The organism is Edaphobacter aggregans DSM 19364 (assembly GCF_000745965.1).
Lineage (GTDB): Bacteria > Acidobacteriota > Terriglobia > Terriglobales > Acidobacteriaceae > Edaphobacter > Edaphobacter aggregans.
In genome coordinates, this window is the sequence record NZ_JQKI01000014.1 from 71,305 (window position 1) to 91,601 (window position 20,297).

16 protein-coding genes are annotated in these 20,297 nt (G+C 62.3%); 4 read left to right on the forward strand and 12 right to left on the reverse strand.

Annotation, left to right across the window (positions count from 1 at the left end; all coding sequences use genetic code 11):
• Positions 1 to 17: 17 nt before the first annotated feature.
• The 4 genes from clpX to Q363_RS06855 form a co-directional block, all read right to left on the reverse strand.
• Positions 18 to 1,304: an ATP-dependent Clp protease ATP-binding subunit ClpX gene (gene clpX, locus Q363_RS06840; RefSeq protein WP_035348908.1), complete on the reverse strand. Its 1,287-nt coding sequence runs from the start codon at positions 1,302 to 1,304 to the stop codon at positions 18 to 20.
• A gap of 178 nt (positions 1,305 to 1,482) precedes the next feature.
• Positions 1,483 to 2,073: an ATP-dependent Clp endopeptidase proteolytic subunit ClpP gene (gene clpP, locus Q363_RS06845; RefSeq protein WP_035348909.1), complete on the reverse strand. Its 591-nt coding sequence runs from the start codon at positions 2,071 to 2,073 to the stop codon at positions 1,483 to 1,485.
• A gap of 68 nt (positions 2,074 to 2,141) precedes the next feature.
• On the reverse strand, positions 2,142 to 3,560 hold the full coding sequence (tig, locus tag Q363_RS06850; protein WP_051978474.1) for a trigger factor: 1,419 nt from the start codon (positions 3,558 to 3,560) through the stop codon (positions 2,142 to 2,144).
• Between the two features lie 154 nt (positions 3,561 to 3,714).
• The gene (locus tag Q363_RS06855) at positions 3,715 to 5,037 is read right to left on the reverse strand and encodes an aldose epimerase family protein (RefSeq protein WP_245632068.1); all 1,323 of its coding nucleotides are present in this window, start codon (positions 5,035 to 5,037) and stop codon (positions 3,715 to 3,717) included.
• A gap of 105 nt (positions 5,038 to 5,142) precedes the next feature.
• On the opposite strand from Q363_RS06855, the gene Q363_RS06860 reads away from it, so the two are divergent.
• Together Q363_RS06860 and Q363_RS06865 are read left to right on the forward strand one after the other, a co-directional pair.
• Positions 5,143 to 5,859, forward strand: coding sequence for a uracil-DNA glycosylase (locus Q363_RS06860; protein WP_051978475.1), 717 nt, complete (start codon positions 5,143 to 5,145; stop codon positions 5,857 to 5,859).
• A 315-nt stretch (positions 5,860 to 6,174) separates the two neighbouring features.
• Positions 6,175 to 6,516, forward strand: a complete 342-nt coding sequence (locus tag Q363_RS06865; RefSeq protein ID WP_035348912.1) for a YtxH domain-containing protein — start codon at positions 6,175 to 6,177, stop codon at positions 6,514 to 6,516.
• Between the two features lie 17 nt (positions 6,517 to 6,533).
• Here the strand turns inward: Q363_RS06865 and Q363_RS06870 are convergent, their stop codons facing one another.
• The 3 genes from Q363_RS06870 to Q363_RS06880 all read right to left on the reverse strand — a co-directional run bounded on the left by Q363_RS06870 (position 6,534) and on the right by Q363_RS06880 (position 10,430).
• On the reverse strand, positions 6,534 to 6,737 hold the full coding sequence (locus Q363_RS06870; protein WP_035348914.1) for a cupin domain-containing protein: 204 nt from the start codon (positions 6,735 to 6,737) through the stop codon (positions 6,534 to 6,536).
• Between the two features lie 50 nt (positions 6,738 to 6,787).
• Positions 6,788 to 9,256: an ATP-dependent Clp protease ATP-binding subunit gene (locus tag Q363_RS06875; RefSeq protein ID WP_035348916.1), complete on the reverse strand. Its 2,469-nt coding sequence runs from the start codon at positions 9,254 to 9,256 to the stop codon at positions 6,788 to 6,790.
• Positions 9,257 to 9,701: 445 nt separating this feature from the next.
• Entirely contained in the window at positions 9,702 to 10,430 is a 729-nt protein-coding gene (locus Q363_RS06880) for an ABC transporter ATP-binding protein (RefSeq protein ID WP_051978494.1), read from the reverse strand.
• Positions 10,431 to 10,646: 216 nt separating this feature from the next.
• Here Q363_RS06880 and Q363_RS06885 point away from each other — a divergent pair, with 216 nt between their 5' ends.
• Positions 10,647 to 11,237, forward strand: a complete 591-nt coding sequence (locus tag Q363_RS06885; protein ID WP_035348919.1) for a hypothetical protein — start codon at positions 10,647 to 10,649, stop codon at positions 11,235 to 11,237.
• On the opposite strand, the gene Q363_RS06890 is transcribed toward Q363_RS06885, so the two are convergent.
• The 4 genes from Q363_RS06890 to Q363_RS06905 form a co-directional block, all read right to left on the reverse strand.
• Positions 11,238 to 12,503 (reverse strand): FtsX-like permease family protein, encoded by a 1,266-nt coding sequence (locus Q363_RS06890; protein WP_035348920.1) that lies wholly within the window; start codon positions 12,501 to 12,503, stop codon positions 11,238 to 11,240.
• Positions 12,504 to 12,572: 69 nt separating this feature from the next.
• Positions 12,573 to 14,765, reverse strand: coding sequence for an NHL repeat-containing protein (locus Q363_RS06895; RefSeq protein WP_051978495.1), 2,193 nt, complete (start codon positions 14,763 to 14,765; stop codon positions 12,573 to 12,575).
• Positions 14,766 to 14,927: 162 nt separating this feature from the next.
• Positions 14,928 to 15,935 (reverse strand): NAD(P)-dependent alcohol dehydrogenase, encoded by a 1,008-nt coding sequence (locus tag Q363_RS06900; protein ID WP_051978496.1) that lies wholly within the window; start codon positions 15,933 to 15,935, stop codon positions 14,928 to 14,930.
• Positions 15,936 to 16,060: 125 nt separating this feature from the next.
• Positions 16,061 to 17,965 (reverse strand): SpoIVB peptidase S55 domain-containing protein, encoded by a 1,905-nt coding sequence (locus Q363_RS06905; protein WP_245632070.1) that lies wholly within the window; start codon positions 17,963 to 17,965, stop codon positions 16,061 to 16,063.
• 127 nt (positions 17,966 to 18,092) lie between these two features.
• Between Q363_RS06905 and Q363_RS06910 the strand changes: the two genes are divergently transcribed.
• The gene (locus Q363_RS06910) at positions 18,093 to 19,277 is read left to right on the forward strand and encodes a VWA domain-containing protein (protein WP_051978476.1); all 1,185 of its coding nucleotides are present in this window, start codon (positions 18,093 to 18,095) and stop codon (positions 19,275 to 19,277) included.
• Positions 19,278 to 19,688: 411 nt separating this feature from the next.
• On the opposite strand, the gene Q363_RS06915 is transcribed toward Q363_RS06910, so the two are convergent.
• Positions 19,689 to 20,183, reverse strand: a complete 495-nt coding sequence (locus Q363_RS06915) for a DinB family protein (RefSeq protein WP_051978477.1) — start codon at positions 20,181 to 20,183, stop codon at positions 19,689 to 19,691.
• Positions 20,184 to 20,297 lie beyond the last annotated feature (114 nt).

Consider the following 20,297-nt stretch of genomic DNA (forward strand, 5'->3'; position numbering starts at 1 on the left):
GCGGAATCCCTCGTGCCTTAGCCGGCCTTTTCAAGAAGCATCGGCAGCGTCAGGTCGCGGTTCTTCACCATCGGTTCGGTGATCACGATCTCCTTGACCTTCTTGTTACCCGGCACGTGGTACATCAGGTCGAGCATCAGCTCCTCGATGATCATCCGCAGGCCGCGAGCGCCCACCTTCCGCATCAGCGCCTCGCGAGCGATCGCCCGCGCAGCCTCGTCGGAGAAGGTCACCTTCACGCCCTCGAAGTCGAACAGCTTCGCATACTGCTTCAGAATGGCGTTCCGAGGCTTGGTCAGGATCTCGATCAGCGCCGCCTCGTCCAACTCATCCAGAATCCCCATCACCGGCAGACGTCCGACGAACTCCGGAATCAGGCCATACTTCAGAAGATCCTGCGGCTCAGCCTGACGCAGCAGTTCAGAGTCGCGCTGCGCGCGGATCGGCGTCACGTCGCCGTCCTTCACGTCGGGATCGGCCACTGCTCGGAAGCCCAGTGCCTTCTTGCCCACGCGCCGCCCGATGACCTTCTCAAGTCCCACAAACGCGCCACCACAGATGAACAGGATGTTCGTGGTATCGACCGCCGTAAACTCCTGGTGCGGATGCTTGCGTCCGCCCTGCGGCGGAACGTTGGCAACAGTGCCTTCGAGAATCTTCAGCAGCGCCTGCTGCACGCCCTCGCCCGAGACGTCGCGGGTAATGGAGGGGTTCTCGTCCTTGCGTCCGATCTTGTCGATCTCGTCGATGTAGATGATCCCGCACTGCGCTCGCGCCACGTCGCCGTCGGCGGCTTGCAGCAGCTTCAGGATGATGTTCTCGACGTCTTCACCCACATAGCCGGCCTCGGTCAGCGTCGTCGCGTCGACGATGGCAAACGGCACGTCCAGCATCTTGGCCAGCGTATGCGCGAGCAGCGTCTTGCCCGAGCCCGTCGGCCCCACCAGAAGGATGTTCGACTTCGCCAGCTCCACTTCATTGCCGCGCGTCTTGTTCATCTGAATGCGCTTGTAGTGGTTGTAGACCGCAACTGCCAGCTTCTTCTTCGTGGTGTCCTGCCCAATCACGTACTCGTCCAGGAACGCCTTCACCTCCTGGGGCTTCGGAAGGTGAGCCGGCGCGGCGCCAGGCTGCGCCTCCGTACGGTCGTCCTCAAGAATCGAGTTGCACACTGCCACGCATTCGTCGCAGATGTAGGCCCGGGGATAGTCGGACGGAGAAGAGATTAGCTTGGCAACAGCATCCTGCGACTTATGGCAAAACGAGCAGCGAAGCGATTCTTCCGAGCCCCGTGATGTTTTCATAGTTGCGACGACTCCTGGTGGTGCGATGACTGATATCAGTTTACACCCGTTTGTAACGATAAGCCCGGCGGCATACGTTACGGCAGTATCCAACCTGATTACGAAACGTGCAAAGAGCTTCACAGAAGCGAAAGCCCGGACCGCAGCCCGGGCTCACTCTTTGTCTCCGAACAGCCGCCTACGTGCGCGGGCGGTCGATGATGTCGTCGATGATGCCGTACTCCTTAGCCTGGGGAGCCGTCATGATGAAGTCGCGCTCGACGTCCCGCTCGATCCGCTCCAGCGTCTGGCCCGTGCTGGCGCTCATCAGCTTGTTCGTGATCTCGCGTATGCGCAGAATCTCGCGCGCATGAATGTCGATGTCCGTTGCCTGTCCGCTCAATCCACCCATCGACGGTTGATGAATCAGGATGCGCGAGTTCGGCAGCGCAAACCGCTTGTTCTTCTTGCCCGCCATCAGCAGGAAGGCACCCATTGAAGCGGCCTGGCCGATGCAGAACGTCACCACATCGTTCTTGATGTACTGCATCGTGTCGTAGATCGCCAGTCCCGCCGTGATCGAGCCGCCCGGCGAGTTGATGTACAGCTGAATGTCCTTCTCCGGATCTTCGCCGCTCAGAAACAGCATCTGCGCGATGATGACATTGGCAATGTTGTCGTCGATCGGAGTTCCCAGGAAAATGATGTTGTCGCGCAGCAGACGGCTGTAGATGTCGTAGGCGCGTTCGCCCCGGCTCGTCTGCTCGATCACCATCGGTACCAGTCCCATAACGCTCTCTTTCTTTTAATCGTTGAACCGTGTCGTTGAACCAAGGTTGTGAGCTGAGGGGATTACTCTTACGAGGCCAGCTTCTCGTAGAGCACGCTTGCAGTCTTCTCGCGGCGCATCTGCTCACGAATCCTATCAAGACCCCCGTCCTTCTGCAGCCGCTCGCGCAATGCCTCCAGCGGCTCGCGCGACTGAAGCGAAAGCATCAGCAGCTCGCGATCCAGATCGTCGCCCGAGATCTCGATCTTCTCGGCCTCGCCGATCTTGTCTAGCAGCATCGATGCCTTCACCTCGTTCAGCGCCTGGTCGCGCTGGGCTGCGCGCAGGCTGCCGAAGTCCAGCCGGCGCATCGCCTCGGCGGTCATGCCCTGCTGGGCCAGCGCACGCAGGCCGCGGTCCAGCCGCGCATCCACCTGTTGCTGCACGAACGACTCGGGAACAGGGAATTGGAACCTCTGCACCAGCTCGTCCAGCATCCGGTCGCGGGCCTGGCTCTCGAGCGCGCTCTTCTTGCGGTCCGCGGCCATCTCCCGCAGCTTCGTCTCAAACTCTTCCCAGCTCTCGTAGTTGCCCAGCTGCCTGGCGAACTCCTCGTTGCGCTCCGGGAAGATCTTCTTCTTGATGGCCTTGACGGTCACGTCGTAGCTCACAGTCTGGCCGGCAAGGCGGGGCTCGCCAAACTCGGCCGGATACGTCACCTCAAAGGTCATCTCCTGTCCCGGCTTCGCTCCGCGCAGAGAATCGTTGAACGCCGGCAGCGTGTTCTTACCGCCGATCTCGACCAGAACATCCTCGCCCGTAATCGGCTCGTGCTTGCTCACGCTCTCAACGCCCTGCTCGGTCACCGTCTGGGCCAGGTCTTTCACCTCTCCCTTGAACTGGATCTCTGCCCAGTCTCCATCGACCAGTGCGCGCTCTTCCTCAATGGGCTCGACCGTCGCGTGGCTATCCAGGATGCGGCTCAGCTCAGCCTGATACTCGTCCTCGGTCAGCGTGACTTCAGGCCGCGTCACCTTCACGTCGTCGTAGCCGGAGATGTTGATCTCAGGAGCAACCTCAAAGGCTGCTTTGAACTTCAGGGGCTGCCCGTCGTGAAGCTGGAGGTCGAGCAGTTGGGGCTCCGAGATCGGACGCAGCTGCTGCTCGTCGATCGCCTTGCGGAATCGCTCCGACACCAGGCTCTCCAGAACCTCCTGCCGCAGCTCCTTGGCGAACTTCGAGCGCACCAGCGACTCCGGAACCTTGCCCGCGCGGAAGCCGGGAATCCGAGCCAGCTTCTGGTACCGCTTCACCACGCCCTTGAAGGTCTTCGAGACCTCATCCGCGGTCACCTCCACCTCAATCTCGCGCGTCAACTCCGGGTTCAGCGTCGGGCCGTGCGTGTGCTCGTGGTCGTGCTCATGGTCGTGGGCGTGCGTGTGTGCTGCTTCCGACTGCTGTTCGGCAGTCGTCTTCGTCTCTGTCGTCTCTGTCGGGGTCAAATCCATGCCTTCCAATGGGTCGCGCGAAATTATGCCGCGGTCGCTCGTCTTGCCCGGGACCGCGCGGCACGCGCCTCCTTACTACTGTACGAGGCTTCGTTGCGGAGGGTCAAACAGCCCGGACAAGTCTCGGTCGCGGCATCAATCCTTCCCGGCGGCCTCAAAGCCGATCCCCGCCGCTCGAGGTCAGCGAAAAGATCTCCAGCCGTATCCTCCACTGCGCCGACTGGCCCGGCTGCAGCACTGCCATCCCGGTATCTTCGTCCTTAGGCCACTCCCGGCCGAAGGGGTCATCGTAGTTGAGCCGGGGCGCAATCGTGATGAAATCGGCGCCCGCCGGAGCTTCGACGTGCACCGCCTTGATCGACGAGCTCAGCATCGTGATGCGCAGCCCGTAGTTGTCTGTTGGATCCCGCAGCTCGGCCACCGGGCCGCTATCGAGCAGTGCCTGCCGCAGGTGAACGAACGTATCATCCAGACTCAGCCCGCCCAGCGCCGCTCCCGTCCGCCCGCTGAAGTCGTACTCGGTCCCGGCCACAGGGAGCAGCCTTCCACTCGGAAGGCCAGTGTGCCGGTCACGAATCTCGGTGCGTGTCGCGCTGGGAAGTCGCAGCATCAGGCCTCCCCGGTCTCCATTCAGCACTGCGAAGCGTGGCCGCCAGCCGATTCCCACGGGCTGAGGCTCCCGGCCCGTGTTATGAGCGACGACTCGCATCTCCAGCGCGCGGCTGCTCAACTGCACTGTCGTCGCCAGCTGCATTCCCGACGGCCAGTCTCCATCAAAGCTGCCCGTATCGTAGACCGCGTCCGCCTCGCCGCCATCCGGCATCGCCGTTGTCTTCACCGTCGTCGAAGCGCGCCGCAGCAGCAGGCCTCCACGCGCGACTGCTGCGCCGTTGGACCGCTCCGCAGGCAGATGAAGCGTTTGCCCATTCCACATCACGCTCAGTCCACCGTCCGTGGGGGTCCCAAAGATTCTGCCCGCCCACGGCGCCTCGATCGCCCCTCCCATCGCCAGGCTCGCCCAGCCGTTCGCGTCCGCACCTTTGCCGCTCATCCGCTTGGCTGCCTCGTCCATCGCTGGCGAGGCCAGCAGCTGCACCTCGCCCTTCTGCGGGACGAAGGCCTTGATCTGCAGCACATTCATGCCCCGTCCTGGCAGCAGCGTCGCCGAAAGAAACTCCGGCTGCGTCCCGCCCTCGATCTGCGAACGCTCCAGAACGATCGCGTCCTGTCCGCCGGGCTGCGGAGGAGGCGGCACGCGAGGAGGCACTGGCCGCTTCATCTCAGCCTTCAGCAGTGCAAAGCGTCCTCTCTTATGCTCGCGCCATACAAAAGCCAGCCCCACCAGCAGCAGAGCCAGCACGGCCATCGTTACTACCCCGGAACGCACCACGGTGGCCTGCCAGACGCGGATGCACCATTCGTTGAAGCGCTGTTTCGCCAGCGCCACATACATTCGACTCAGTCTCGGATCTTCCAACACACCACCTGTTCAGTATTCTTCCGCCCGAAGAGATTCTACGGAAACCATCGCCTTCCGCGCAGGCCTGCGCGTCATAGTCCGCTGCCACTATCATGGGATAAAGTGACACGCCGCGCCGCCAAACCCCTCCCTCTCCCCCTGCTCCGGGTCCGTGAATCCATCATCGCCTGCGAACGCTGCACGCGTCTCCGAACCTACTGCAGAGGAATCGGTGAAACCAAACGTCGCGCCTATCAGGACCAGACATACTGGGCCCGCCCCGTTCCCGGCTTCGGCGATCCCCACGCCCGCGTCCTTATCCTTGGACTCGCTCCAGGCGCACATGGTGCCAACCGCACCGGCCGCCCCTTCACCGGCGACGGCTCCGGCTACTTCATGTACCCTGTCCTCCACGAGACCGGCTTCGCCAGCCAGCCCGAGGGCGCCTCGCGCGACGACGGCCTCCGCCTCCGCAATGCCTGGATCGCCTCCGTTGTCCGGTGCGCTCCGCCCGGCGACAAGCCCACTCCGCAGGAGATTCGCAACTGCTCCACCCATCTCGCCGCCGAGATCGGCCAACTCACGCGCATTCGCGTCGTCGTCTGCCTCGGCAAGATCGCCTTCGACGGCTACCTCGCCCATCTCGTCGCGCAGGGCATCATCGAGCGCAAGTCCGCCTACCGCTTCGCCCACGGCGTCAGCTACACGCTCCCCAATAGAATTCATCTGCTCTGCAGCTACCACCCCTCGCTGCGCAACACCAATACTGGACGCCTCGATCGCGCCATGTTCACCCGCATCTTCGTTCAGGCAAGGGAACTGGCTGGCCTCGATCGCTGAAGGCAGAATCGCTGAAGACAGAATCGCTGAAGACAAAAGACCACTAAAGCCGGTTCTTCTCGGTAAACACATTCAGCGCGGCAAAGGCAGGAGCCACGGCCATTGCGATAAAGGCACCAATAATCAGAAAAGTCTTCACACGACACCTCTCAACTGACTCTAGCCTGAGCAAGTCATTCACTCCGAACCGTTTTGACGCCCTGAATGCTCCTCGTCATTACCCCCGCTGATTCACTCGCAAAACCAACCAAAGCCTGGAGCCGGGAATCTTAAAAACAAGTGCGTACTTTAGTCGCGCCGAAAGAGGGTTCCTACATGAGAGCAAATAACTACTGGCTGGCCTTTGGCATTGGCGTTGCCGCTGGAGCGGCGATCGCCCTCCTTTATGCCCCGCAGAGCGGGGAACGCACCCGCAAGAAGCTCCGCAGGGGCGTCGAGAACGCCGTCGATGACGCCAGTGAACACCTCAAGGACGCCGGCGATTACCTCAAAGCTCAGGCTGAGCGCTTCACCGACGAGGCACAGGACGCCATCAAGCGCGCCCGTGGGCAAGCCTCCCGTTTAGTCGACAACGCCGGAGACCGGGCCAGCAATGTCGTCGAGTCGGTCTCCGATCGAGTGGCTGATGCAGTAAAATCCGCCAAAGCCCTCGTCTAACTCACCACATCTGTTTTTTATGCACTCCGCGACCTGCTCCCGGGGCTAATGGCCACCACGAAGTAGGTCGCAGGCGTGTCTCCGGCATTCTGGAGATAGTGTTTGTCACCCGCGACGACGATTCCGATATCCCCCGCCTCCATGCGATGAGCCACACCGTTGACCGTCAACTCCAGCGTTCTCCCATGCAAATCGCAAAATCCAACGCGGTTAAACAACATGCCCCGACCTTGCAGCCGGGGCAGATTAATTTACAACGTCACTCAGATCCCTACACCGTCGACAAGGCAAAACCCGCAACCTTCTCCTCGCCGTCGTTCGAGATCGGCCGGTAGAACAGCTGATTGTTCTCCATGTACACCTCGAGGAACGCCGGCCGCTGCGCGATGCCACCTGCAATTAGCGCCTCCGACAGCGGATCCTCCACATACTTCTGCAGCGCCCTCCGCAGAGGTCGTGCACCGTACGTGCGATCCGATGCCGTCTTCTCGATGATCCATCTCTTCGCCTCGTCCGCGACCGAGATCGTGATCGCCTTGTGTACCAGGTTCACGTTCAGCTGCTGCACCAGCAGCTCCAGAATCTGCATCAGATCATGATCGTTCAGCGAGGTGAAGATGATGATCTCGTCCAGACGGTTCAGGAACTCCGGATTGAAGGTGCGCTTGACCTCGCCCTTAACCAGCTCCTCCATCTTGTCCATTACCATGTCTTCCTTCTCGCTCTGGAAGCCCAGCCCCTGCCGCTTCTGCAGGTGCTTGGCCCCGATGTTCGAGGTCATGATGATGATCGTGTTCTTGTAGTCGACCGTATTGCCCAGCCCATCCGTCAGCTGTCCGTCTTCAAAGACCTGCAGCAGCAGGTTGAAGACATCCGGATGCGCCTTCTCGATCTCATCCAGCAGCACCACGCAGTACGGATTGCGCTTCACGCGCTCCGTCAGCTGTCCGCCCTCCTCGTAGCCGACATATCCCGGAGGCGAGCCGATCAGCTTCGATACGGAGTGCTTCTCCATGAACTCCGACATATCGAACCGGATCAGCGACTTCTCGCTTCCAAACAGGAAATGCGCGAGCGTGCGCGCCATCTCCGTCTTGCCGACGCCCGTGGGCCCCAGGAACAGGAAGCTTCCAATCGGACGCGCCGGGTTCTTCAGGCCGGCGCGCGAGCGGCGAATCGCCCGCGCCAGCGCCGAGATCGCCTTCTCCTGCGAGATCACGCGCTTGTGCAGCTCCTCCTCCACACGCATAAGCCGCTGCGTCTCTTCCTCCTTCAGCGACGTCACCGGAACGCCAGTCCAGCGGCTCACCACGTCCTCGATGTCCTCCCGCGTCACAATGCCCGCCGAAGAATCGTCGAGGTGATATTTGTCGCGCAGCGCCCGCAGGTTCTCCCGCTCCTTGCGCTCCTCGTCCGAGTAGAACCGCGCCTTCTCGAACTCGTGATTCGCGATCGCGTTCTCCATGCGGTGCACGATGAACTTGATCCGCTTCTGGACCTCGGTCAGCTCTTCAGGAAGGGAAGTCTGCCGCAGTTTCACCCGCGCCCCAGCCTCGTCGATCAGGTCGATCGCCTTGTCCGGAAGGAAGCGGTCGGGGATGTACCGGCTCGAGTGCGACACCGAAAACGTAATCGCATCGTCCGTGTAGCTGACAGCATGAAACTTCTCATACTTGTCCTTGATCCCCATGATGATCTTCACCGCGTCCTCTTCGTTCGGGGGCGGAACCTTCACGGCCTGGAAGCGGCGCTCCAGCGACCGGTCCTTCTCGATCGACTTCCGGTACTCGCCCGGAGTCGTTGCGCCAATGCACTGAATCTCGCCGCGGCTCAACGCCGGCTTCAGGATGTTCGCCGCATCGAGCGATCCCTCCGCCGACCCCGCGCCCACCAGCGTGTGCAGTTCGTCGATGAACACGATGGAGTTCTGGTTCTCCATCAGCTCCTTCATGATCGTCTTCAGCCGCTCCTCAAATTGGCCGCGATACTTCGTCCCCGCAACGATCAGCGACAGATCGAGAGCGAGCACGCGCTTGTCCGCCAGGAAGCTGGGAACCTCGCCATCGGCAATCTTCTGCGCCAGTCCTTCGACAATCGCCGTCTTACCAACGCCCGGTTCGCCGATCAGCACAGGATTGTTCTTCGTCCGGCGGCACAGGATCTGGATCACGCGATCGACCTCGGCATCGCGCCCAACGAGCGGATCAAGCTGCTGATCTAAAGCGCTCTGTGTGAGGTCCCGCGAAAACTCCGCCAGCATGCTCTGCTCACCGCGCTGCGATTTGCTGGACTGCGACGCCGGCGCCTTCTCCTGCGTCGTGCGCTGCAACTCCTCGCGGATCGCCGGAAGCCTGAGTCCGCGCTCCGTCAGGATCTCCGCCGCGAAGCACTTCTCCTCGCGCAGCAGGCCCAGCAGCAGGTGCTCCGTGCCGATGTGCTTGTGCGAGAGCCTCTCGGCCTCCTCGGCCGCATACGCCAGCACACGCTTGCACTCGTTCGACAGCGGAAGGTCGACCGAGGTCGACACCTTCTCCCGGATCGTCGTATGCCCCTCGATCTGCTTCCGGATCGACTCCACCGACGCATGCGACCGCAAAAAGCGGTTCGTCAGCGCCTTATCTTCCCGGAGCAGCCCCAGCAGCAGGTGTTCTGTTTCGATATACGGTGACCCGAACTGACTTGCCTCGTAGCGCGCGAAGAAGATCACTCGTCGCGCCTTCTCTGTGTAGCGTTCGAACATGTTCTCCCTTTCGAACCCGGCCTCCACCAACGGCCCTGGGAGCCGTCAATGGCGCCATTACCACTACCATTCCCTGCGTCAACCTGCCCGCCAAGAGAACACATCGGGTGCGACCGCTTTCGACGGCGCATCCATCCACTGCTTCTAGTGTAGTCGCCGCGTCAACTTAAGCTCTATCCCGCAAAAGTTACTGCTTACACTACATCAATACTCATTCGACGCACTATGTGAAAAAAGAGTTCGAAACTGATTAGGTTCGGCCACCCGTCTCCGAGCTCGCTATCGTCAAGAGGTTCGGAACTGATAAGGGGCAAGAGGGTCGAACCTGATTAGATTCGGCCACTGTAAGCCTTCAAGAGTTCGAAATCGGAGCGAAACCAGCCGCAACCCCTCCACGGTTCGGCTTAACTCTCGTCCGATACCCTTAGATTGTCCGCGAAACCATTCAATCTGCCTGCTTTAGCTCCTCCAGCCGCCCGCCCTTCAGCCGCAGCATCCGGTCGCATCTCCCTGCAAAATCAGTATTATGCGTTACTAGAACACTCGTCAGCCCATGCGCCCGGTGTAGCCCCTGAATCAATTCGAACACCGCCTCGCCGGTCTTCGAGTCCAGATCCCCCGTCGGCTCGTCCGCCAGCAGAATCTTCGGCTCCGGCACCAGCGCCCGCGCCAACGAAACCCTCTGCTGCTCCCCGCCGCTCAGCTCGCCCGATCGGTGGTGCCCCCGAGACCCTAGGCCGACCTCGCCCAGCCAGTACTCCGCCCGCTGCAGCGCCGCCCCTCGCTCCATCCCCCTCGCCAGCAGAGGCATAGCCGCGTTCTCCACAGCCGTAAACTCCGGCAGCAGGTAGTGAAACTGCCAGACATACCCCACGTCCCGATTCCGAAACTCCGAAGCCTGCTTCGAAGTAAACCGGCTCAGCCGAGCCTCCCCGCAGTACACCTCGCCCGCCGTCGGCTTATCGAGCGCCGCCAACAGATGCAGCAGCGTGCTCTTGCCCGCGCCGCTCTCCCCCACAATCGCCACCATCTCCCCGGCCCGCACCTCCAGGTCCAGCCCGCGAAACAGCTCCACCTCTCCCGCCGCCGCACCTGCGACCGCCGGATACACCTTCGTCAGCCCCTGCGCCCGCAGCACCACCCTCGGCCCCCGCGCCTCAGGAAACGGCTGCAGGGAACCGCTGTCCTCGAATTGAACCTCTCGCTCGTTCAACTTTCTCCCTCACCTGCGCGCTTCCAGCGAGCAGCTTCTCCATCCTTCAATCGCTCTCCCATAGCCAGCAGTCTATCGGGTTCGCAGCTCCTCGCGACAGAGCAATGGAGCTCGAAAGAAACCTGCTCCTTCCTAACGCACGGTTCATCCAACAACTGCACGAACATCGGAGCTCCGATGCGACTTGCCGTCCGTTCTCTCGTCGTTGCGTGGTTTCTGCTCATCCTGCTTCTTGCGGCGAACCACAAGTTCATCAGCCCCCCAGGAACACCACCCGCGGCTGTTGGTCTGGCCTTCGTCGCTCCTGTTCTTCTTTTCCTGGGAGCGATTCGACTGGCGCCCTCCTTCGTTGACTATGTCCTGAAGATTAACCCCATCTTCCTCGCTGCGCTTCACGGATGGCGATTCATCGGCCTCGGCTTCATCATGGCCTACTGCGAACATCTTCTGGACGGCAGCTTTGCATGGCCAGCCGGTCTCGGAGATCTCACCGCCGGCATCTTCGCTCCATGGATCGTGCTGCGGCTGGCCACGGACAGAAGCTTTATTCACAACCCGCTTTTCCTGGCCTGGAACATCTTCGGTATCACGGACTTTGTCGTTGCCGTCGCAATGGGCACTCTCGATCAGGGCATTCTCCCGGCCTTTCAACCCGCAATCGTTAGCTCCCTCATGCAACGGCTGCCCTTCGTCCTCATTCCTTGCTTCTTTGTCCCATGGCTGCTCATCACGCACATCATCATGCTGATGCAGCGCCGACGTGCCTGATCACTCATACCTCAGCGCCTCCGCCGGCAATACCTTCGCCGCACTCCCACTCGGATAAATCGTAGCCACCAGACTCACCCCCAGCGACACCGCCGCCACAATCGCCGCATCCCACACCCGCGGCGCGAACGGCAGGTAGTCGATCGAGTACACCGAGGCATCCAGGTGAATGAACCGGTAGTGCCCGCCCACCCAGCTCAGCCCATAGCCGACGATCAGCCCCAGCACCGTCCCGATCACTGAGATCAGCAGGCCCTGCAGCAGAAAGATCCTCCGCACCTGCATCTCGGTCACGCCAAAGCTCATCATCACCGCGATATCCCGAGTCTTCTCCATCACCATCATGGTCAGGGCAATCAGAATATTCAGCGCCGCCACGCACACAATCAGCGCCAGCACGATGAACGTCACAATCTGCTCCAGCTTCAGCGCGCGAAACAGCTCGCGGTTCTGCTCCATCCAGCTCGTCGTCTGAAATCCCTGGCCGGCTTCCAGTTCGATCACGCGCCCAATCTTGTCCGCCTTGTACAGATCATCCACCTTGAAGCTGATTACCGAGATCAGGTCCGGCTCCGAGAACAGCCGCTGCGCATCCTTCAGCCGCAGAAACGCATAGCTGGAATCGTACTGATAGAACCCCGACTTGAAGATCCCCACCACCGAGCACCGCTGATACTTCGGCACCAGCCCCAGCGGCGTCAGCTCGCCCTGCGGACTCGTCACCAGCACCGTATCCCCCACCTTCGCCCCAATCGTATCGGACAGGTCCTTGCCAATCACAATCGGAGGAAGAGCAGCGCTGACTCGCTGACTCGCTGACTTGCTGACTTGCTCCATCACCGGCTCCAAAGCCTCCGCCGACCCCTCCGTCACCTTCTGCAGCAGATCCCCAACCGTCCTCTCATCCGCCGGAATCACACCCTTGATCAGCCCGCCACCGCTCCGCGCCCCGCGCGAGATCAGCACCTGCCCATACAGCCCCGGAGCCGCCGCCGTCACATGCGGCACCTTGCGCAGCCGCTCCAGCAGAGGCCGCCAGTCGCGTATCCCATCCGCCGCCACCCGCATCAGCTCCACATGCGCAGTCGAACCCAGCAGCCTGTCCTGCAGGTCCCTCCTCATCCCGTTCGTAATCGCCAGCGCAAGAATCAGCGAAGCCACGCCCGCCGCAACTCCGATGACCGAGATCGCGGTAATCACTCCCACAACAGCCTGCCGCCGCTTCGCCCGCAGATACCGCGCCGCAATGAAAAGCTCAAATCGCATCGAGTCGTGCCCTTCTACTCCCTAAACCCTACTCCCTGCCTTCAAACGTCTGCTCCGCGATCTCCTGGGTCAACGAACCACCGCCTTCACCGCCGCCATGTTCTCGTAGCGGTCGTACACCCGCACCGCAATCACATGCTCCTTCGCATCCGTCACCGGCGTCGTCGCAGACGGTACATCCGCTGTGAAGTCGTACCGCTCCGTCTGCGAGTCCGAGACCTGTCCCACCGGCTCCAGGTACTGCCACGGCCCCGCATCCACTGAGTACTCCGCATGCGCTATCGGCGAGGTCGCATCATGAGCCTCCAGCGTCGCATGAATCTTCTGCGCCGCTCCCGCCGGCGTCGGAGCCAACGTCGCCGTCAGCACGCCCGGAACCGGCGGCGTCGAATCCACCACAAACACCGGCCCCACACGCTCGCCCGTCAGCGCCTCCGAATCCGTGTGCACCGGAGCATCGCTCGCCACCACCTTCAGCTCATACTGCCCATCCGGCAGCAGGGAAGCGTCGAAGCTCAGAAAGCGGTCGGTGATCTTGTCCTTCAGCAGCCTCCAGTTCTTCTCGTCCACCCCGCGATACCAAACGGCAAACATCAGGTCGTCGCCGTTGTCGTCATGCGCCAGCCATCGCGCCGTCACAGAAGTTCTGTCCTTCTGCGCCGTCAGCGGAGTCGTACTCGCATCCGGCTGAAAGCTCACCACCGGTGACGCGCTCGCAGCCTGCGGAAACGCCACCTGCACCGTCGTGTTCGGCGGCGTCCCGCCACCCGCCGCCACCTTCGCGCCGGGCTGTACCACAATCTCATCCACCACCGGAGCAACGTTCCTCGTCAGGTAGTTAAACCCCACGGCATCGATGCCCGCATCGGCAACGCCCGGCCGCAGCACCGCCTTCCACTGCGCAAAGCGTCCCGCAGGCACGGCGACTGCGCCGTCCGCCCCCACGCGAGCCCAGTCGCTCCAGCCCATCAGCGGACTCTCCACGTTGCCGCTCCGTATCCACAACTCGAAACCCTGCCCATCGGCCCGCGTCTCCACCCGGCCCCACTGCGCGTAGCCCTGCGCGTCGAACACCTCGCTCGTGTACGTCGACTCCTTCGCCGCCGCATCGCTCAGCTGGAACAGCTTGCCGCTGTTGCTCGTCGCCACCAGCAGCCCGTCCTTCACCGGAGCAAACGCCATCCCCTGCGCTGCATCCAGATGCGCCACGTCCGTAAATCGTCCCGGCATCTTCACGTCCACGCGATACACCCGTCCGCGATTGCCCGTCGCCGCCGTCAGCGCTCCGTTGCGAAACGACAGCGCATACACCACGTCGTCCTTCATCGTTACCAGCCGCTGCGGAGTCCCATCCTTTGCGATCCGGTAGATCTCGCTGCCCTCCGGCACCAGAGAGTTCGCCCCTGCCGCCGTCGACGACCCCGGCTGCGCAAACGTAATCGTCACCCCCACATTGCCCGTCACCGGCAGCGGAGGCAGCGGCATCGCTCCCTTTGTCCCCACGCCCGCCGCATATACATTGCCCTCCGTATCCATCGCCAGTGCGGTGATCTCCTTCCGCGGAGCCGCATAGGCCGCAAACGGCTTCGCCCCCGCCGCCTTCGTGTCCATCCTGTAGATCACGCCGGCCCCATCCGATCCTGCCCACAGCGTCCCATCTGCCGCCATCATCAGGCACCGGATATGCTGGTCCGCCGTCTTGAACAGCACCTCCGCCTTGCCTCCGCCCGCCGGCACCCGATACACCACGGCCGGAGCCCCCGCCGCCACATACACCTCGCCGCCCTTGCCCACCGCGACGTCCCACAGGTACTTCGGCTTCTCCTCCGTCGTCGCAGGATCGAAGATCACCGTCCCCGCGCTGCCCGCCGCTCCGCTCTGCACCCGGTACACTTTCCCATCGGGAGACGTCGCCGCAATCACCGCCCCGTCCGCAGTCACTGCCAGCGCCTGTACCGCCAGCTCCTTGGCCTCCAGCATCTTCGTCGCCTTGCCATCCGGCGACACCCGCATCACCGCTGCCGAGCCCGCAGAGCTTCCCCCCAGCCCCACATAACCATTGCCCGCCGCATCGCTCCCCAGAGACCACACGTAGCTCTTGCCCGTGTCGTACACCTGCGACTTCGACGGCCCCGTCTCCAGCCGGCCATCGTTGCGAATCGCCACTCCGTCCAGCGTTCCGCGCTCCATTGTGTCGTAGCGGTCCACCGTCCAAAGCTTCGTGCCCTGCGCCCACGCCGCAGCCGGAAGAGCTGCAGCCATCACCCATCCCAGAACAAATTCCCGTTGCATCATCGTCCCCTGAGTCTAAAGCACGCGAACGCGAGAAGGCGGAGACCGCAGCCTCCGCCCCGCACCTTTATATCCGTCGCCGCTTTCAATCCGTGCTGTCCGTGACGATCCGTGGTTGCCAGTCTCGCGCTGCTAATTCGTCAGCACCGCGCGATACCGCACTTGATTCTTCTTCACCTTCGCCACCGCGTCATTCGCCTTCGCCATGGCAAACCGCTCCGTCACTGCCTTGATGTTGTGCCGGGCCGCGACATCCAGCATCTCGTAAAGGTCTCTCGGACTTCCTGTCGTCGAACCCGAGATCGCCTTTTGCCCGCTGATCAGCGGAAACACCTGCACCTGAATGCCCGACGGAGGCACGCCCACAAAGCACAGCGATCCCTTCGGCCGCAGAGCATTCACATACGCTCCCCAGTCCTGGTCTGCGCCCGCAGTCGAAAGCAGCAGGTCGAACGATCCCGCCACCTTCTTCAGCGCGCCCGTATCGCGTGTATTCACAAAGTTGTGCGCCCCAAGGTCCCTGGCCTCAGTCTCTTTGTCCTTCGAGGTCGAGAACGCCGTCACCTCAGCGCCGAAGGCCTTCGCGAACTGAATCCCAAGGTGCCCCAGACCGCCGATCCCGATGATCCCCACCCGCGACGACGGCCGCACCCCATGGTTCCGCAGCGGGTTGTAAACCGTAATCCCCCCGCAAAGCAGCGGAGCCGCATTCTCGCTCTCGAGCACCCTCGGCAGAGGAATGGCGAACCGGGAGTTCACCCTCACCTTCTCCGCGAAGCCCCCGTTACGTCCAACGCAGGTCGGCTGCGCCGCCGCACACAGGTGCTCATCGCCCTGCCTGCACCACTCGCAGATCCCGCAGCTATCTGCCTGCCAGCCCACCCCAACTCGCTCACCAACCGCCACGTCCTTCACCCCGTCGCCCGCCGCGACCACCGTGCCGACAATCTCGTGCCCCGGAATAAACGGGTACTTGCTCATCCCCCAGTCGTTATCGATCAGGTAGATGTCGCTGTGGCAAATCCCGCAGTGCGAGATCTTGATCTCGACCTCATTCGCCTTCAACTCGCCTGGGTCAAATTTGTAAGGCAGAAGTTGAGCACCGGCCGCATGCACAGCCAAACCATGAATCTCACTCATCAGGAATCGGATCCTTTTCGCGCGCGGCATCCCCGCCGGCGACTCTGTTTGATGCTACAACATCATTCCGTGAGTCAGACCCCGTTCTTACCCGCTCCGTCCTCAATATTCCTTGACGTTCAGCCTCACCGGATCGTCAGGTTCAGCACCTGTGACCCGCTCACCGCGTACCCCGTCCCGAGTGAGCCCATCTCCTCCAGGCTCTCTCCGTTCAGCTGCATCCTCTGAGCGTCCTTCAGCGGCCCCAGCACGTTCGCCATCGACAGCGGCACTCCCGGCAGCGCCTCTCCCTCCAGAACCGCCTGCGCCGTCCGGTTCAGCAGCGTCACGTAGATCCTGTCGTTCGCGTGCTGCCGGTTCATCTGCGCCACCGCATCGGCCAGCCCCATCGCCCGCTGCGATGCCCCCGAAGGCGTCGTCAGCCGGTCCACCGTCGCCCCGTCGCTCACCAGTACCCGCACCGGCCCTGGGCTCAGATCATCCGGCAGCTTCACCTTCATCCGCATCACTCGCGCATCCGCCCGGTAAGGATCGATCGTCGCCTCCACGTCCACCGTCTCGCCCGGCCGCGCCTCAATCGACCCCAGCCGCGCCGACTCCAGCACCGCCGTCTTCCGCTCCGGAATACCCTGCACCCGCAGCTTCAGACCTGTCAGCACCGGCTGCTCCAGCGCATTTCCATACACTCGCGCCAGACGATCATTCACAAACAGCGCCGCATTGATCGCCGCCGGATTCAGATCGTTCTGCGCCACAATCCCCGCCATCTTCACCGGCGGCAGTCCTGTCACACCGATCTCTCCCGTCAGCCGGTAGCTCATCTCCGCCGCCGCTGCGTTCGTTCCCTGCAAACTCTGATACACCGACACCAGCATCGCCGAAGGCGTCAGCTGCCGGTTGTCCAGCACCTCAAAGTGAAACGTCTTCGCCTTCGCCGCGCCCGTCGCGCCCTGCGAACCCATCGCGCCCGGCACCGCTGGCTGCACCACTTCCACGGTCACCGGAATCATCCGCGCCTTCTCGCCGAACCGCCCCATCACCGCCGAGGCCCGATCCTCCGTGAACGCTCCCACCGTCTCCGTCGTGTTCACAATCTTGAAGGCGTTCAGCGGAGAGGGAAGCGTCGCGATCACTGCAGCCTTCGTCATCGGCATGTCCACCGGCCCATACTGCGTAATCGGATGGCCGCACGCCAGCAGCCGAGTCGGGTCCACATACGTCACCGTGCACGTCCCCGCCACCGAAAGATCCCCGCGCACAAGTACCGCGCTCACCGCCGAACCCGGAACCAGCGGCTCCGGCTGCTTCGCCGTTGCGTCCGCACTCCCCAGCCCCGCCACCGGCGTCAGTCCCATCGCCCGGAAACGATCCGCGAACCGCTCCACCGCCTCCTGCGAGAAGCCGCTGAACACCAGCGGAGTCTCCATCGCCTGCATCTCCACGCCCGAGCCCGCACCCACTTGAGGCATCCCGCCCGCGCTCACCTCAGCCGGCCCCGCCCGCTTCTCTCCGCGAGCCGCAGCGGGCCGCACCTCGCCGTCCCGCACCTCCAGCATCTGCTCGATCGGCGTAATCCCTGCAATCGGCTCTTTGCTGAACTGTCCGATCCGATAGCTCAGCGCACCCACCAGCTTGCCGTCGATATAAACCGGGCTCCCGCTCATCCCCGCCACCACGCCCGTAAACTCCGGCTTCGTCCCATGCAGCCGCGCCAGGATCATGTCCTGCCCCGGCCCCAGCGCATCCTTCAGCACGCCCAGAATCTCCACCTGCATCGGCTCCGGGTTCACTCCCTCGAAGACCGTGTAGGCAACCCCCTGCATCCCGCGCTTCACCTCGGCCAGCGGAAAGATCTTCGTCTCCCCCGACCCGCCCATCGCCGCCGCAGCCGTAGGAGGCAGCGCGACCGCACCCACGCTCGCGACCCCAACCGTCTGTGCCCAGCCTTGCACCACCGGGCAACACGACGCCACCCAGCCCGCCATCACAAGGCTGCATGCCAGCCGCCGCGTCTTTCTCGCTGTCGTCACGTCTACAAGACTAGAGCGTCCCCGCCCGCAACGCCAGCGGGGAAACTTGCCTCTTGGACGTACCCGCACGACAAAGGGCTCCCGAACAATGCCATCCCGCGTCCAACAGGACGGAGTAAAGTTGCAGATGATGACCCTTCCCTCACGAATTCATCTTCCGGTTCCCATTGTTCTCCTCGCCCTCGGCCTGTCGCTTCTGCCTCCTGCCGCCCTCGCGCAGCAGCCGCAAACCCCGCCCCAGCAACAGAAACCCGCCGACGACTCCGCCGGCCCAGACACCGATACCGGCACCATCATCCTCAAAAAGAAGAAGGAAACCGACGACAGTAATACCCCTCCGCCCGCCCCCGCCGCTCCAGTTGAGCCCAAGGTCAAGAACCCCAACAACGAGACCTACTCCATCCGCGTCGACGTCCCCATCGTCAACCTCGACGTCAACGTCATCCTCGACAAGACCCACCAGTTCGTCCCCGGCCTCAAGGCCCCCAACTTCCTCGTCCTCGAGGACGGAGTCCCGCAGCAGGTCCAGAGCGTCCGCATGGCCCAGGCCCCCATCACCGCCGTCATGCTGCTTGAGTTCGCGGCCAACAGCTACTACTTCATACAGGACATGCAGAACGCGTCCTTCAGCTTCTTCCAGACCCTCCGGCCCGAAGACTACATCGCCGTCATCACCTACGATCTCCGCACCCACATCCTCACCGACTTCACCAACGACAAGAACGTCGTGGGCGGCGCGCTCTCCTCACTCATGATCCCCGGCTTCTCCGACACCAACCTCTTCGACGCCCTCTACGAGACGCTCGACCGCACCAGCCGCATCGAGGGCCGCAAGTACATCATCCTCATCGGGACCGGACGCGACACCTTCTCCCGCATCACCCTCGACAAGATCCTCGCCAAGGTTAAAGCCACGCAGAACGTCACCATCTTCACCATCGGAACCGGCGCCCTTGTCCGCGAGATGGTCGACGCCCGGGGCGGAATGGGCTCCATCGCCCGCCTCGACTACCTCCAGGCCGACAACCAGATGAAGACCTTCGCCCGCATGACCGGCGGCCTCAGCTTCAACCCCATGTTCCAGGGAGCCCTGCCCGACGTCTTCGCTCAGATCAACGACTCCATCCGCAACCAGTACGTCCTCACCTACCGGCCCACCAACAACAAGAACGACGGCAGCTACCGCCGCATCCAGGTCAAGCTCGTCGACAACGAGGGCCACCCCCTCCAGATGCAGGACGAAAAGCACAAACCCCTCAAGTACTCCGTAGTCGCCCGCGACGGCTATCGCGCCAAAAACGAGGTGGAGTAGCTACCCACTCCATCCAGTGTTCTCGTGCCGCCAGCGATGCTCGTTATGCCAACGCCGTCATGCCATTAAACAACGCTCGTCATTCTGAGCCGAAGGCGAAGAACCCCCGCATTTTGCTTGTGTCGCCACCATCCTCCCCCGGAAGAAGTTCAAATCCTGTCAAGCCCCAAAACCCCATAACCCACACAAAACAAACGAAATATAAAGTGCCGATTAATTCCACCCACCCGCTACAATAGAAACAGAGACAAAGGGAAGAGGCCCGGCAGCATCCCGGGCCTCTTCCTTTATCTAATCGCCATATCTTCAATAGTTTACGAAGTGCAGTAACGCATTATCAAAAACTTGCAACCGAAGTACCAACCTAACCCCAATGAATAGAAGACTTTGCGCGAATTCAGGGGGAGGGGGTCACCGCGGCCGAGGCGACGTCAGGTCCAGGTCCTTGCCTGTCATCTGCTTGGTCAGCAGAATGATCTGTCCCGTGTGTTGCTGCACATGACCCACAACCTGGTAGATTGCCTCCAGCACCGAGACCTCCCGGCCCTGCGGAGTCGTCCTCTCCACCAGCCGTGCCGAGGGAAGGGAATCGATCACCTCGCGAGCCTCAGAAACCGTCGCCTCCAGGTGTTCGGTCAGCTCCCCCGCCGTCAGCCCGCCGCCCGCAGCGAACTCCTTGTCCCTCACCCGGACATCAGACGCGCCCGCGCAGCCGTGCATGATCCACTGCCGCATGTTGCCGCAGACATGCAGCACCAAATTTCCGACCGCGTTCTCATGCGCTCCATGCCGCTCCCAGATCTGCTCATCAGAAAGCTTCCCGAGACAAGTCTTCAGGTAGCCCGTCATCTGCTCCAGTTTCGTGCTCGAGCTCTTCAGAAACAAAACACCGATCTCGTTGTCCATGCAAGCATTCTAGACCGCTTCGGTTTGACCGAAACGTCCTCAACCCGTAAACTCGAAAGAGTCGGACGTCAGCAGAAATCTGCAGCCTGAAGGGCAAGCAAATCTGCGGCTCCC

Excerpts from the sequence above, each read along its gene's own strand:
- clpX (WP_035348908.1), bottom strand. The coding sequence starts at position 1,304 with ATGAAAACATCACGGGGCTCGGAAGAATCGCTTCGCTGCTCGTTTTGC.
- clpP (WP_035348909.1), bottom strand. The coding sequence starts at position 2,073 with ATGGGACTGGTACCGATGGTGATCGAGCAGACGAGCCGGGGCGAACGC.
- tig (WP_051978474.1), bottom strand. The coding sequence starts at position 3,560 with ATGGATTTGACCCCGACAGAGACGACAGAGACGAAGACGACTGCCGAA.
- Q363_RS06865 (WP_035348912.1), top strand. The coding sequence starts at position 6,175 with ATGAGAGCAAATAACTACTGGCTGGCCTTTGGCATTGGCGTTGCCGCT.
- Q363_RS06870 (WP_035348914.1), bottom strand. The coding sequence starts at position 6,737 with ATGTTGTTTAACCGCGTTGGATTTTGCGATTTGCATGGGAGAACGCTG.
- Q363_RS06875 (WP_035348916.1), bottom strand. The coding sequence starts at position 9,256 with ATGTTCGAACGCTACACAGAGAAGGCGCGACGAGTGATCTTCTTCGCG.
- Q363_RS06885 (WP_035348919.1), top strand. The coding sequence starts at position 10,647 with ATGCGACTTGCCGTCCGTTCTCTCGTCGTTGCGTGGTTTCTGCTCATC.
- Q363_RS06890 (WP_035348920.1), bottom strand. The coding sequence starts at position 12,503 with ATGCGATTTGAGCTTTTCATTGCGGCGCGGTATCTGCGGGCGAAGCGG.
- Q363_RS06895 (WP_051978495.1), bottom strand. The coding sequence starts at position 14,765 with ATGGCTGCAGCTCTTCCGGCTGCGGCGTGGGCGCAGGGCACGAAGCTT.
- Q363_RS06900 (WP_051978496.1), bottom strand. The coding sequence starts at position 15,935 with ATGAGTGAGATTCATGGTTTGGCTGTGCATGCGGCCGGTGCTCAACTT.
- Q363_RS06910 (WP_051978476.1), top strand. The coding sequence starts at position 18,093 with ATGATGACCCTTCCCTCACGAATTCATCTTCCGGTTCCCATTGTTCTC.
- Q363_RS06915 (WP_051978477.1), bottom strand. The coding sequence starts at position 20,183 with ATGGACAACGAGATCGGTGTTTTGTTTCTGAAGAGCTCGAGCACGAAA.